General features: G+C 70.3%; 13 protein-coding genes. 5 read left to right on the forward strand and 8 right to left on the reverse strand.

Going from position 1 to position 12,617, the window contains the following annotated elements; genetic code table 11:
• The first annotated feature begins 12 nt into the window (after positions 1 to 12).
• Entirely contained in the window at positions 13 to 810 is a 798-nt protein-coding gene (locus ACFQZQ_RS13560) for a pteridine reductase (RefSeq protein ID WP_386813452.1), read from the forward strand.
• Between the two features lie 112 nt (positions 811 to 922).
• On the opposite strand, the gene ACFQZQ_RS13565 is transcribed toward ACFQZQ_RS13560, so the two are convergent.
• The 4 genes from ACFQZQ_RS13565 to tsaD form a co-directional block, all read right to left on the reverse strand.
• Positions 923 to 1,753: a DUF6159 family protein gene (locus tag ACFQZQ_RS13565; protein WP_386813453.1), complete on the reverse strand. Its 831-nt coding sequence runs from the start codon at positions 1,751 to 1,753 to the stop codon at positions 923 to 925.
• A 95-nt stretch (positions 1,754 to 1,848) separates the two neighbouring features.
• Positions 1,849 to 2,331, reverse strand: coding sequence for a 2-amino-4-hydroxy-6-hydroxymethyldihydropteridine diphosphokinase (gene folK / locus ACFQZQ_RS13570; protein ID WP_386813454.1), 483 nt, complete (start codon positions 2,329 to 2,331; stop codon positions 1,849 to 1,851).
• A 270-nt stretch (positions 2,332 to 2,601) separates the two neighbouring features.
• A complete protein-coding gene (gene folB / locus ACFQZQ_RS13575; protein ID WP_386813455.1) occupies positions 2,602 to 2,955 on the reverse strand; it encodes a dihydroneopterin aldolase in 354 nt (117 codons plus the stop codon).
• 106 nt (positions 2,956 to 3,061) lie between these two features.
• Complete coding sequence (gene tsaD / locus ACFQZQ_RS13580; RefSeq protein ID WP_386813456.1) at positions 3,062 to 4,084, reverse strand: tRNA (adenosine(37)-N6)-threonylcarbamoyltransferase complex transferase subunit TsaD; 1,023 nt, start codon at positions 4,082 to 4,084, stop codon at positions 3,062 to 3,064.
• A 173-nt stretch (positions 4,085 to 4,257) separates the two neighbouring features.
• Here tsaD and rpsU point away from each other — a divergent pair, with 173 nt between their 5' ends.
• From rpsU to ACFQZQ_RS13600, 4 genes are all read left to right on the forward strand, one after another.
• The gene (gene rpsU, locus ACFQZQ_RS13585; protein WP_036137208.1) at positions 4,258 to 4,473 is read left to right on the forward strand and encodes a 30S ribosomal protein S21; all 216 of its coding nucleotides are present in this window, start codon (positions 4,258 to 4,260) and stop codon (positions 4,471 to 4,473) included.
• Between the two features lie 167 nt (positions 4,474 to 4,640).
• A complete protein-coding gene (locus ACFQZQ_RS13590) occupies positions 4,641 to 5,087 on the forward strand; it encodes a GatB/YqeY domain-containing protein (protein ID WP_386813457.1) in 447 nt (148 codons plus the stop codon).
• 137 nt (positions 5,088 to 5,224) lie between these two features.
• Positions 5,225 to 6,949: a DNA primase gene (dnaG, locus tag ACFQZQ_RS13595; protein WP_386813458.1), complete on the forward strand. Its 1,725-nt coding sequence runs from the start codon at positions 5,225 to 5,227 to the stop codon at positions 6,947 to 6,949.
• A 120-nt stretch (positions 6,950 to 7,069) separates the two neighbouring features.
• Entirely contained in the window at positions 7,070 to 9,052 is a 1,983-nt protein-coding gene (locus tag ACFQZQ_RS13600) for a S9 family peptidase (protein WP_386813459.1), read from the forward strand.
• Between the two features lie 127 nt (positions 9,053 to 9,179).
• Here ACFQZQ_RS13600 and ACFQZQ_RS13605 read toward each other — a convergent pair whose 3' ends face one another.
• The 4 genes from ACFQZQ_RS13605 to ACFQZQ_RS13620 are packed head-to-tail and all read right to left on the reverse strand — an operon-like array spanning position 9,180 to position 12,599.
• A complete protein-coding gene (locus ACFQZQ_RS13605) occupies positions 9,180 to 10,100 on the reverse strand; it encodes a heme o synthase (protein ID WP_386813489.1) in 921 nt (306 codons plus the stop codon).
• 11 nt (positions 10,101 to 10,111) lie between these two features.
• The gene (locus ACFQZQ_RS13610) at positions 10,112 to 11,284 is read right to left on the reverse strand and encodes a COX15/CtaA family protein (RefSeq protein WP_386813490.1); all 1,173 of its coding nucleotides are present in this window, start codon (positions 11,282 to 11,284) and stop codon (positions 10,112 to 10,114) included.
• Between the two features lie 14 nt (positions 11,285 to 11,298).
• Positions 11,299 to 11,883 (reverse strand): hypothetical protein, encoded by a 585-nt coding sequence (locus tag ACFQZQ_RS13615; RefSeq protein WP_386813460.1) that lies wholly within the window; start codon positions 11,881 to 11,883, stop codon positions 11,299 to 11,301.
• A complete protein-coding gene (locus ACFQZQ_RS13620) occupies positions 11,880 to 12,599 on the reverse strand; it encodes an SURF1 family protein (RefSeq protein WP_386813461.1) in 720 nt (239 codons plus the stop codon). Before ACFQZQ_RS13620 ends, ACFQZQ_RS13615 begins: the two co-directional genes overlap by 4 nt.
• Positions 12,600 to 12,617 lie beyond the last annotated feature (18 nt).

The raw sequence follows: 12,617 nt of genomic DNA on the forward strand, positions 1-12,617 counted from the left end.
GGAGAGTCCGTCATGACGACACCACCCACGCACGCGCCCGCTTCGGGCGCACAAGCCGCGCCGTCCGCGCCGGTCGCGCTGGTAACCGGCAGCGCGCGCCGCATCGGCGCCGCGATCTCGCGCGCGCTGCACGCGGCCGGCTACGACCTGGCGCTGCACTACGGCCACTCGGCGAGCGAGGCGCGGGCACTGGCCGCCGAACTCGAACGCGCGCGGGCGGGCAGCACTTTGCTGCTGCAGGCCGACCTCGCGCAGTTCGACCGCCTGCCGGAACTGGTCGCGAACACCGTTGGCCGCTTCGGCCGGCTCGACGCGCTGGTCAACAACGCCTCGACATTCACGCCCACCCCGATCGGCAGCGCGACGCCGGCACAGTGGGACGCGCTGTTCGCCAGCAACGCGCGCGCGCCGCTGTTCCTCGCCCAGGCCGCCGCGCGGCACTTGAGGGCCACGCGCGGCGCGATCGTCAACCTGACCGACATCTACGGCGAGCGCCCGCTGCGCCAGCACGCCGTGTACTGCATGGCCAAGGCCGCGTTGCTGATGGCGACCAAATCGCTGGCGCTGGAACTCGCCCCCGAAGTGCGCGTCAACGCGGTCTCGCCCGGGGCGATCCTGTGGCCGGATGCCGACGAGCAGGAAAACGCGGGCAACACCCCCGCCCAGGACGCGATGCTCGCGCGCACTCCGCTGGCGCGCACCGGCACCCCGGACGAGGTCGCCGAAGCCGTGCGCTGGCTGTTGCAGGACGCAAGCTACTGCACCGGCCAGGTGCTGCAGCTGGATGGCGGGCGGCTGCTGGCGGGTTAACGCCCAGCGCGGAGCCGCGACCGGAACGCGCGGGGCTCGATCACGCATCCACCGCACCCGGAAACAAAAACGCCGGGCACCTGGCCCGGCGTTTCCACCAGCGGACGTCGCTTTATCGGGGCGCGAACGCCTGCTCCAGCTGCGCCCCCTGGAACGCCGCCGGCGCCTCGCCCTGCGTCGCATAGCGGTACAACGCCGCCGAGTAGATCCCGCTCAATGCCGCCTGGTACACCCCCAGCAGCAACACCCCGATCACGAACAGCGCCACCACCGCGATCGCCAGCATCACCGACACCTGCCACGCGGCAACCGCCAGCAGCGCGCCCACGACGAACACGGCGAAGGTGATCAGGCCGAACACCGCGCCGATGCCGACGTTGCCGATCGCGTTCTCGCCCCAAGTGCGCTTGAGCAGCGCCACGCTCTGCTTCAGCGCGTCGACCGGGCCGACGTTCTGGCTGACCAGCACCGGCACCACCAGGAACGTCGCCAGGGTCCAGGCTACGCCGAGGCCGCTGCCGACCAGGCGCACCAAGAAGTTGTTGTCGCGGTTCTTCAGCGACTGCAGCAGCACGCCGACGGTGGCGGCGATCGCGGCGTAACCCAGGATCGCCGGCAGCTTCGCCCTGGCCGCGTTGAGGCCGTCGGCCAGCGTCGGGTCGCCACCTTCGAGCCGGATCATCGCCGCGCCGACCAGCGCGCAGTTGAAGAAGATGATCACCGTGTACTGGCAGAAATAGAACGCGAATCCCCAGATCGCCCCGAACACGCTGAAGCCGTTGTCGAACAGGCGCAGCGCGAACGTCGGGATCGCGAACGTGGCGAGCACCACCAGCGTGGCGATCGTCGAGATCACCGGGAACAGCATCAGCTCCTTGTCCGAACGCAGCACCGCCGCGCTCGCCTTCACCAGGCCCCAGCTACGCGAAAATTTCTCGAACATCGTCGAACTCCCCTGTAGTGACAGGCCGTAGTCTCGGGCGAACCCGGGCGGGCTGCAACGGCGGCGCCCGCCTGCGGCCGCCCGCGCGGCGGCGCTCAGAGTTCGACGGTGGTGGTCGCCGCGTCGCGATCGGGGTGCGCCGCCCACAGCTGCGCCAATGTGCGGCCGTCGCCGGGCACGACCACGCCCGGCGCGATGTCGGCCAGCGGCTGCAACACGAACGCATGCCGCAGCTCGGGGCGCGGGATGCTCAGGTGGCCCGGTCCCTCCAGCACGTGGTCGTCGAACAGGACGATGTCGATGTCGAGCGTGCGGTCGCCGTAGCGCGGCCCGCTGCGGTCGCGGCCGTGGGCGTCCTCGAGCGCATGCAGCCACGCGTTGAGCGCCTGCGGATCGAGGTCGGTGTCGACGATCGCCGCGGCGTTGTGGAAATCCGCGCCGTCGAAGCCGACCGCGCGCGTGCGGTACACCGGCGACAGCACGATCGCGCCGAAACGCTCGCGCAAGGCCGCGACCGCGCCGCGCAAATGGGTGGGCGCATCCAGGTTGCTGCCGAGGCTGAGGTAGGCCTTGCTCATGCGATTCCCGTCATTCCGCGCGGTCCAGTCTTTAGCCCCCGCCAGAGCAGGGCTGCTGTTGCCCCTCCCCTTGCGCGTAGCGCAGGGGGATGAGGAGGGCCGCTTCCAAGCCACCGGCTTGCGGGCCGACGAATGACCGCAGGCTGTGCCTGCGGGCCGGACGGTTGGGAGGGGGTGCTCCGGGTGCTGTTCGCAAACACCGAAGTCAAAGGCACCCCTCCCCAACCCTCCCCTGCGCCATGCGCAAGGGAGGGCGCTGAAACTGCAAACTCATTGTCGGCTGCGCTCGATCATCACCCCGACCGCGCGCGCGCCGCGCACCGCGCCGGGCTTGCTGAGCTTGAGCTTGACCTGCTGCACGCCGAACTCGTCGAGGATGATCGCGGCCACGCGCTCGGCCAGGGTCTCGACCAGGCCGAACTCGGACTGCGACACGTACTCGATGAGCCGCTTGCTGACCGCCTTGTAGTTCAGCGTATCGGCGATCGCGTCGGTCGCGGCCGGCACGCGGTTGTCGAACGCCATCTCGACGTCGAACAGCAGCGGCTGGCGGATGCGCCGCTCCCAGTCGTAGATGCCGATCAGGGCCTCGATCTCGAGGGCTTCGATGAAAACCTTGTCCATGCCGATCCAGCGCTGTTTTAGGAGCGGCTTCAGCCGCGATGGGGTCGTCAGTGCCACGCAAGCGAACAGGAGCTCGCGGCGGAAGCCGCTCCTACCCAAGGATGATTCAAACCGCCGGCAAGGTTGCCATGTCCCAGCGCGGGGTCACGCTGATCGACGCGGCCTCGTGCTGGCCTGCCTGCAGCCGCAACGCGCCGGCGAACGCGATCATCGCGCCGTTGTCGGTGCAAAACGCGGGTCGCGGAAAGCAGACGCGGCCGCCGCGCTTGGCCGTCATCTCGGCCAGCTTGGCGCGCAGCCGCCGGTTGGCGCCGACCCCGCCGGCGACCACCAGCGTGTCGCAGCCGGCCGCGTCCAGCGCACGCTGGCACTTGATCGCCAGGGTGTCGACCACCGCATCCTCGAAACCGCGCGCGATGTCGGCGCGGGTGGCGTCGCTCTGGTCGCTGTCGCGCCAGGCCAGCAGCACCTGGGTCTTGAGGCCGCTGAAGCTGAAGTCCAACCCGGGCCGGTCGGTCATCGGCCGGCTGAACTTGTAGGCGCCGGGACGGCCCTGTTCGGCCAGCGCCGCCAGCTGCGGCCCGCCCGGGTAGGGCAGGCCCATCATCTTGGCGGTCTTGTCGAACGCCTCGCCGGCAGCGTCGTCGAGGGTCTCGCCGAGCAGCCGGTAGCGGCCGATCGCCTCGACCGCGACCAACTGGGTGTGCCCGCCCGAGACCAGCAGGGCCACGAACGGCGGCTGCGGGCGTCCCGCCGGGTCGTCCTCGATCAGCGGGGCGAGCAGGTGGCCTTCCATGTGGTGGACGGCGACCGCCGGCACGTCCAGCGCCCAGGCCAGCGAGCGCGCCACCCCGGCGCCGACCAGCAACGCCCCGACCAGCCCCGGGCCGGCGGTGTAGGCGACCCCGTCGATGTCGGCAACGGCCATGCCGGACTCGGCCAGGGTCTGGCGGATCAGCGGCAGCAGCTTGCGCACGTGGTCGCGGCTGGCCAGCTCGGGCACCACCCCGCCGTACTCGGCGTGCAGCGCGATCTGGCTGTACAGCGCGTGCGCGCGCAGCCCGGTGGCGGTGTCGTAGACGGCCACCCCGGTCTCGTCGCAGCTGGTTTCGATGCCCAGGACCTTCATCGCCGGCCACCGCCGGGCCAGGCCGGGGCCGCAGGGGCCGCGGCCCGGGAAAACCGCTGTCTGGTGGGTTGCTGGCTCTTCATGTCCGGCTATCTTGCACCGGCTCGCGGGCCGCCGCTATAATGCGCGGCTCGCCCGGTGTGCCCGGGCCTGTCCCTGAACAGAGATAACGTATGCCGAGCGTCAAAGTCCGCGAAAACGAGCCTTTCGAGTTTGCCCTGCGCCGCTTCAAGCGCACCTGCGAGAAGGCCGGCGTGCTCGCCGAGACCCGCAAGCGCGAGTTCTACGAGAAGCCGACCCAGGAGCGCAAGCGCAAGGCCGCCGCGGCGGTGAAGCGCCAGTCCCGCCGCGCCTCGCGCGACGTGACCAAGCGCCAGCGCCTGTACTGAGTACAGCGGTTTCTTCCCGGTAGCCTGGCCTTGGGTCAGGCTGCAACGGAAGTGCGAAAGCCGGCCGCGCCGATGCGCCGCCGGCTTTTTGCGTTCTTCGATTTCGTGACGCGGACGTGCTCCGCCCCCGCCCGGTCCGCCCGGGCGACCACCGCCAAGGATCCGCCATGAGCCTCAAGCAACGACTGATCGACGACATGAAGGCCGCGATGAAGGGCGGCGACAAGCACAGCCTCGGCGTGATCCGGCTGATCAACGCCGCGATCAAGCAGCGCGAGGTCGACGAGCGCATCGAGCTGGACGACGTCGCGGTGATCGGCGTGCTCGACAAGATGGTCAAGCAGCGCCGCGACTCGGTCAGCCAGTTCGAGGCCGCCGCCCGCGAGGACCTGGCCGCGATCGAGCGCGAGGAGATCGTGGTGCTGGACCGCTACCTGCCCGCGAAGATGGACGAGGCCGCGATCGGGGCCGCGATCGAGGCCGCCATTGCCGAGACCGGTGCCGCCGGTCCGGCCGACATCGGCAAGCTGATGGGCGCGCTCAAGCCGAAGCTGGCCGGGCAGGCGGATATGGGCCTGGTGTCGGCCCTCGTCAAGAAGAAGCTGTCTGCTTGATCCACTAAGCTGGCGGCCATGGCCACCCGCGACCAATCTGTCAAACCCGATGTCGCTGGCGTGACGAGTGGCCAGCCGAAAAAGCGCCGCGGTTGCCGCCCGGTAACGACGCAGGGCACTTTGCGGGGCCACGCCTGATGGCCCGCATCCCAGACGCCTTCATCGACGACCTCCTCGCGCGCGCCGACATCGTCGAGCTGATCGGTGCGCGCGTGCCGCTGAAGCGGCAGGGCAAGGAGTACTCGGCGCGCTGCCCGTTCCACGACGAGCGTTCGCCGAGCTTCACGGTGTCGCCGACCAAGCAGTTCTACCACTGCTTCGGCTGTGGCGCGCACGGCACCGCGCTGAGCTTCCTGATGAACTACGAGCGCCTGGAATTTCTCGACGCGGTCGAGGAACTGGCCAAGCAGGTCGGCGTGGAAGTGCCGCGCGACACCCAGCAGCGCAACGCCAACCCCGACGCGCACGACCTGTATGGCGTGCTCGACGCGGCCTCGCGGTTCTATGTCGCGCAGCTGGCCGCCAGCGACAAGGCGCAGCGCTATCTCGATCGCCGCGAGGTGGATGCCGACACCCGCGCGCGCTTCGCGATCGGCTACGCCCCGGAGGGCTACAACGCGCTGCGCGACGCGCTCGGCGGCGACGCGCGGCGGATGACGCTGCTCGAACGCGGCGGGATGATGTCGAAGAACGACAGCGGCCGCGTCTACGACAAGTTCCGCGACCGGGTGATGTTCCCGATCCTCGACCGCCGCGGCCGCACGATTGGCTTCGGCGGCCGTGTGCTCGACAAGGACGCGAGCCCGAAATACCTCAACTCGCCCGAGACCGAACTGTTCCACAAGGGCCGCGAGCTGTACGGCCTGTGGCAGGTGCGCCAGGCGCACAACAAGATTCCGCGGCTGATCGTGGTCGAGGGTTACATGGACGTGGTCGCGCTGTTCCAGCACGGCGTCGACACCGCGGTCGCCACGCTCGGCACCGCGACCACCGCCGACCACGCCGAACTGCTGTTCCGCAACGCCCCGGACGTCTACTTCTGCTTCGACGGCGACCGCGCCGGCCGCGGCGCCGCGCTCAAGGCGATGGAGTCGGTGCTGCCGCGCATGAAGGACGGCCGCCAGGCGTTCTTCCTGTTCCTGCCCGACGGCGAGGACCCCGATTCGATCGTGCGCCAGGAAGGCCGCGACGGCTTCGAGGCACGCCTGCAGCAGGCCACGCCGTTGTCGCAGTTCCTGTTCGACTCGCTTGGCCAGGACGTCAACCTCAACACGCTCGAGGGCAAGGGCCGGCTGGCCGAGCGCGCCAAGCCGCTGCTCGCGCAGATCCCCGATGGCGCGTTCGGCGACCTGATGAAGCAGCGACTGACCGAACTCACCGGCGTGGGCGCACGCGCGCCCGAACCGCAGCAAACGCAAGCCCCGCGCGCACGCCCCGGCAGCGCCGTGGCGGCGCCGAAACGCAGCCTGGTGCGCAGCGCGATCTCGGTGCTGCTGCAGCAACCCGCGCTGGCGTTGCAGCTGCAGGCACCGTTCCGTTTCGCCGCATTGCGCCAGCCCGGCATCCCGCTGCTGGTCGACCTGCTGCAGTTGGTCTACCAGCGCCCGGACATCGGCACCGGCGCGCTGGTCGAGCATTTCGCCGGACGCGACGAGCACGCGGCGCTGCAGAAGCTCGCGCTGCAGTCGCTGCCTGGCGACGAGAGCACGCTGCGCGCCGAGTTCACCGACGTCATCACCCAGCTCGACCGGCTGACGCTGCAGCAGCGCCTCGACGAACTGCAGGCCAAGCAGCGCGAGGGCGGGCTCGACGACGACGACAAGCACGAACTGCGCGCGCTGCTGCAATCGCGGTTCGCCTAGCCGCCTCTGCGGGACGGGTGTCAGCCCGTCTCCAGGCCTTTCGCCGGGCCATGACTTTCGGCCAAGTCGCCTCCGCTGGCGCGCGATAAGCTCGGATCCTGGTCCATCCGGGAATCCACCATGTCGCTGCGCCATGCCTTCACCGCCACCGCGCTCACCCTCGCCTGCGCGTCCGCGTTCGCCCAGTCACCGCCCGTACAACGCCTCGAGGTCGGCAACCGCGTCAGCGAGAACGTACCCGCCATTCCGCCGGAACTGGTCGAGCAGCTCAACCGCTACCAGAACACCCGCGGCGCGAGCTTCGCCGGCTGGACCCGCGACGGCTGCATGCTGGTCGGCACCCGCTTCGCCGAGACCGTCCAGGCCCACCGCGTGTGCCAGCCGATGGGCATGCGCGAGCAGCTCACGTTCTACCCCGAGCCGGTCAACAGCCTGGGCACCGCGCCGCTCAAGTCCGGTCTCGACGGTTTCGTGTTCGGCAAGGACGTCGGCGGCAACGAGTTCTGGCAGTTGCACTGGTTCGACCTGAAGACCCGCGCGACCACGCTGCTGACCGACGGGAAGGCGCGCAACCAGTCGCCGCTGTTCGCGCACGACGGCCGCCAGTTCGCCTGGAGCAGCACCGCGCGCAACGGCAAGGACACCGACATCTGGGTGATGGACTTCGCCAGCCGCAAGCCACGCACCGTCGTCACCGAAGGCGGCAACTGGAGCGCGATGGATTTCTCGCCCGACGGCAAGCGCCTGCTGGTGATGAAGTACGTGTCCGCCGCCGAGTCGTATCCCGGGGTGGTCGACCTTGCGAGCGGCAAGCTCGAGCTGTTCCCGGTCGATGGCGGCAAGGCCGCGTTCAACGGCTTCCGCTTCGCGCCCGACGGCCAGGCGGTGTACTTCGTCTCCGACGAGCCGCTGCAGGGCAAAGCCAGCGAGTTCGGCACGCTGCGTTACCACAACCCCGCCACAGGCGAGTTCAAGGTGCTGACCCGGGACATCCCCTGGGACGTGGACAGCTTCGATATCGCCGAGGACGGCAAGCACCTGGCCTACGTCAGCAACGAGGACGGCATCGACAAGCTGCACGTGCTGCGCCTGCCCGGCCACCAGCCGCTTGCGCTGCCGGCATTGCCGGTCGGCGCGATCGGCGGCTTCGGCTTCTCGCCCGACGGCAAGCAGTTGGCATTGACGCTCAACACCGCGACCTCGCCCAGCGACATCCACGTGCTCGACCTGGCCGGCGGCACGCTCGCGCGCTGGACGCGCAGCGAAGTCGGCGGGCTGGACGCGGCCAAGTTCGTCGCCCCGACCCTGGTGCGCTACCCGACCTTCGACCAGGTCGACGGCAAGCCACGCACGATCCCGGCGTTCTACTACAAGCCGGCCAACGTGCCGGCCGGCAGGAAACTGCCGGTGGTCATCAACATCCACGGCGGCCCCGAAGCCCAGTCGCTGCCGACCTTCAACCCGACCGCGCAGTTCCTCGCCAACGAACTGGGCGTGGCGATGCTGGTGCCGAACGTGCGCGGCTCGTCGGGCTATGGCAAGACCTACCTGTCGCTCGACAACGCCGCCAAGCGCGAGGACTCGGTCAAGGACATCGGCGCGCTGCTCGACTGGATCGCGCGGCAGCCCGAACTCGATGCGAGCCGCGTCGGCGTCTACGGCGGCAGCTACGGCGGCTACATGGTGCTGGCCTCGCTGATGCACTACCCCGAGCGCATCAAGGCCGGCGTCGACATCGTCGGCATCTCGCACTTCGGCACCTTCCTCAACAACACCGAGGCCTACCGCCGCGACCTGCGCCGCGCCGAGTACGGCGACGAACGCGACCCGGCGATGAAGGCGGTGTTCGATCGGATCTCGCCGCTCAACGGCGCATCGAGGATCACCGCGCCGCTTTTCGTCGCCCAAGGCAAGAACGACCCGCGCGTGCCCTACACCGAGGCCGAGCAGATCGTGAAAGCGGTGCGCGGCAACGGCCAGCCGGTGTGGTTCCTGATGTACAACGACGAAGGCCACGGCTTCGCCAAGAAAGCCAACGCCGACTACTTCGGCGCGGCGACGATGCTGTTCTGGCAGCAGCACCTGCTCGGCGGTAGCGAATAGACCACCGCGCCACTGCGAACAACGAAAAGGCCCGCAGCGATGCGGGCCTTTTCTCTCGGCTGGCGGTTTAGCGATCCCAGTCGTGGCCACGCTGCACCACGGGTTCGCGCGGGGTACGCGATGCGGCCTACCGCTGCGGAATGAACTCCATCGCCGCCCCCGGCTGCAGCCACGGCAGCAGCCAGTGGTCGACCAGCAGGAACGCGAACAGCGCCATCAGGTACACGATCGAGTAGTTGAACACCTTCATCGCGTACAGCTCGTCGGGCGGGTCCATCAGCTTCCAGGCATGCCACAGGAAGCCCACACCCAGCACCAGCGCGCCGCACAGGTAGAACGCGCCGCTCATGCCGGCCAGCCACGGCAGCACCGTCACCACCACCAGCAGGATCGTGTACAGCAGGATCTGCACGCGCGTGTACTGCACGCCGTGGGTGACCGGCAGCATCGGCACCATCGCGCGCGCGTAGTCGGCGCGGCGGAAGATCGCCAGCGCCCAGAAATGCGGCGGCGTCCACACGAAGATGATCAGCACCAGCAGCAGCGCGTGCGCCCAGGCCCATTCGCCGCGCATGTTGGTGACCGCGGCCCAGCCCAGCAGCGGCGGCGCGGCGCCGGCGATGCCGCCGATCACGATGTTCTGCGGCGTCGCGCGCTTGAGGAACACGGTGTAGACCACCGCGTAGCCGATCAGCGAGGCGAACGTCAGCACCGCGGTCAGCGGGTTAACCCACACGAACAGGATCAGCATCGACAACGCCGCCAGCGCCAGCGCGAACACCAGCGCCTGGGCCGGGGTGATCTGCCCGGCGACGATCGGGCGCCACGAGGTGCGCGCCATCTTCGCGTCGATGCGCGAGTCGAGCAGCTGGTTGATCGCCGCCGCACTGGAGGCCGCCAGCCAGATGCCGAGGAAGCCGAGCACCGACTCGCGCAACGGCGGCAGCCCGGGTACGGCCAGGAACATGCCGACGATCGCGGTGAACACGATCAGCGCCACCACGCGCGGCTTGGTCAGGTCGAAGTATTGGCGCAGGGTCGGTCGCATGGTCGTGGCCATCATGCCTCCGGCGCGCGCAGGCGCGCCAGCAGCGACACCAGCACGAACAGCAGCAGGACCGCGCCGGCGTTGTGCCCCACCGCCGTCCACAACGGCAGCGACAGCTTGACGTTGGCGATGCCGAGCGCGACCTGCGCCAGCGTCAGCGCCCCCAGCATCACCGCCCAGCCGCGCATGCCCGGCGTGCGCAGCAACTTGGCCGCCAGCCCGAGCAGGTACACGAACACCACCACCGCCATCATCCGGTGCGCGAGCTGCACCGCGACCAGCGCCGCGCCGCTGAGCACGCCGCCTTCGTAGTCGATGCCCAGTCCGCGCCACAGCACGAACGCCTCGCCGAAATCGGTCGGCGGCCACCACTGGCGGTTGCAGGTCGGGAAATCGCTGCCGCACGCCAGCGCCGCGTAGTTGGCGCTGGTCCAGCCGCCCAGCGCGATCTGCACGCCGAGCAGCACCAGCCCGACGACCAGCCACTTGCGCACGCTGGCCGCGTCGACCAGACGAATCGGCAGGTTGGTCGCGCGCCACGCCATCCACAGCAGCAACGACAACGTCAGCAGCCCGCCGAGCAGGTGGCCCATCACCACCAGCGGCTTGAGCAGCCAGGTCACCGTCCACATCCCGAGCAGCGCCTGGAACACGATCACCGCCAGGGTCAGCGCGCCGACACGGGCGAGGTCGTGGTTGCTCCAGCGCAGCGCGGCGAACAGCAGCACGCCCTCGCCGAGCGCGGCCAGCACCGACGCGGCGACGTACTGTCCCTGCATGTACAGCGGGATCGACACGCCGACCAGCGCGGCGGCGGCGAGCACCTGGGCGATGCCATAGCGGCGCCGGCGCGCGACCAGTAACGCCAGGGCCAGCACCAGCACCCCCAGCGACGCGGCCAAGTGGCGGTGCAGCTGCTCGCGCCAGGCCTTGTGCGGCTCGACCGGGCGGATGCTGGCGGCGACGTGGTCGGCGCCTTCGTGGACGGCGGTCGGCCACGCGGCCTGGCCGTAGCAGGTCGGCCAGTCCGGGCAGCTCAGGCCGGCGTTGGACAGGCGCACGAACGCGCCGAACACGATCACCCCCAGCGCCAGCGCGACCGCGAGCCAGGCGAGGCGGTGCAGGTGCCTGTAGACCGGCTTCGACGGGGCCGGCTTCGACGGGGCTTGGTGCGGTGCGGTCATGCGGGCCTCGGGCATCACTTCAACTTCAGCAGCTTGGCCAGGTCGGCGCGCAGTCCGGCCGGGTCGGTGCCCGGAGCGTAGCGCAGCACCACGAAGCCGTTCGGGTCGATGACATAGACCGGCACGCCTTGGGCGTCATCGACGCGCGGCAGGCCGGCGCGCAGCGCGGGGTCGGGCTTCAGCAGCTGCAGCGTCGTCGGACGCGGCGCGCCGGCCGGCAGCGCGCACGGCATCGACGCGCACAGCCACAGCACGTCGACGCGGTCGGCGTCCTTGCCGAACAGCTGCCAGACGGTGTCGATGTCGCGCGCGAGTTGCTCGCACTGGCCGCTGCAGACCGCCGGCGGCGCCAGCGCGATGCGCCAGGTGCGCGCGGCCGGGTTCCACGCGTAGGCCTTGCCGTCGACGCGTTGCGGCGTGACCCGGCGCAGGTCGCCGGGCGGGTCGAGCATCTCGCCGACGTTCTTGCTGCCGGCCGGCCGCCAGCCGGAGAAGCGCAGCAACCCGGCGACCAGCATCGAGCCGAAGAACATGGCGAAGATCGCCATCAGCATCAGCCGGTTGCGGTTGCGGGTGCGGTCGTGCACTGGTTCGGTCATCGGCGGGGCCTGCGGAACGTAAGGAGTAAGGCGACGACGAGCACCGTCAGCGCCAGCGCGAACCACTGCAGCGCGTAGCCGCGGTGCTTGTCGGGCGGCAGGGTGTTGGCGAGCAGCGCGAGGTCGCGGGCGTAGCCCAGCGGCAGCGCCGGATCCAGGCGCAGCACGCGCGGCGCCAGTGGCAGCGATAGGCCGGTGTCGCGCGCTATCGCGGCCATGTCGACGCGGGTCAGCAACCAGCCCTCGCCACCACGGGCGATGCCCGGGCCGAGCGCGATCCCGGCCGACGGCGGCGGCGCCAGCAGGCCGCGCAACGCGAGCGTGCCCGCCGGCCGCGCGACCGCCGGCAATGCGCGGTCGCCGGCCAGCGGCAGCCAGCCCAGGTCGACCAGCAGCGGCGCGCCCTGCGTGGGCACGAAGATCCGGTAGGCGCGCACGCCGGCGCGGCCATCGCGTTGCTGGTTGTCGAGCAGCAACGGCCCGCGTGGATCGAACGCGCCGCTGCCCGCGGCCCAGTCGACCGCGCGGGCACGCAGCGGATCGGCCGCGGCCGCCAGCGGCAACGCGCTGCGTGCCGCGAGCACGCGCGCGGCGCCATCGAGCATCGCCTGCTTCTCGACCGCGCGCCGCGCCTGCCAGAGGCCAAGCCCGACAAACAGCACGATCGTCGGCAACGCCAGCAGCCACCCGACCCACAGGTTGCGGGTGCGGCTCACGTGCGCGCTCCGGCGCCC

This window comes from Lysobacter koreensis, assembly GCF_042677045.1.
Classification (GTDB): domain Bacteria; phylum Pseudomonadota; class Gammaproteobacteria; order Xanthomonadales; family Xanthomonadaceae; genus Lysobacter_K; species Lysobacter_K koreensis.

Coding starts and splice junctions, on each gene's coding strand:
- tsaD (WP_386813456.1), bottom strand. CDS start 4,084: ATGAAGGTCCTGGGCATCGAAACCAGCTGCGACGAGACCGGGGTGGCC.
- ACFQZQ_RS13590 (WP_386813457.1), top strand. CDS start 4,641: ATGAGCCTCAAGCAACGACTGATCGACGACATGAAGGCCGCGATGAAG.
- ACFQZQ_RS13605 (WP_386813489.1), bottom strand. CDS start 10,100: ATGCGACCGACCCTGCGCCAATACTTCGACCTGACCAAGCCGCGCGTG.
- dnaG (WP_386813458.1), top strand. CDS start 5,225: ATGGCCCGCATCCCAGACGCCTTCATCGACGACCTCCTCGCGCGCGCC.
- ACFQZQ_RS13600 (WP_386813459.1), top strand. CDS start 7,070: ATGTCGCTGCGCCATGCCTTCACCGCCACCGCGCTCACCCTCGCCTGC.
- ACFQZQ_RS13560 (WP_386813452.1), top strand. CDS start 13: ATGACGACACCACCCACGCACGCGCCCGCTTCGGGCGCACAAGCCGCG.
- rpsU (WP_036137208.1), top strand. CDS start 4,258: ATGCCGAGCGTCAAAGTCCGCGAAAACGAGCCTTTCGAGTTTGCCCTG.
- ACFQZQ_RS13610 (WP_386813490.1), bottom strand. CDS start 11,284: ATGACCGCACCGCACCAAGCCCCGTCGAAGCCGGCCCCGTCGAAGCCG.
- ACFQZQ_RS13615 (WP_386813460.1), bottom strand. CDS start 11,883: ATGACCGAACCAGTGCACGACCGCACCCGCAACCGCAACCGGCTGATG.
- folB (WP_386813455.1), bottom strand. CDS start 2,955: ATGGACAAGGTTTTCATCGAAGCCCTCGAGATCGAGGCCCTGATCGGC.
- ACFQZQ_RS13565 (WP_386813453.1), bottom strand. CDS start 1,753: ATGTTCGAGAAATTTTCGCGTAGCTGGGGCCTGGTGAAGGCGAGCGCG.
- folK (WP_386813454.1), bottom strand. CDS start 2,331: ATGAGCAAGGCCTACCTCAGCCTCGGCAGCAACCTGGATGCGCCCACC.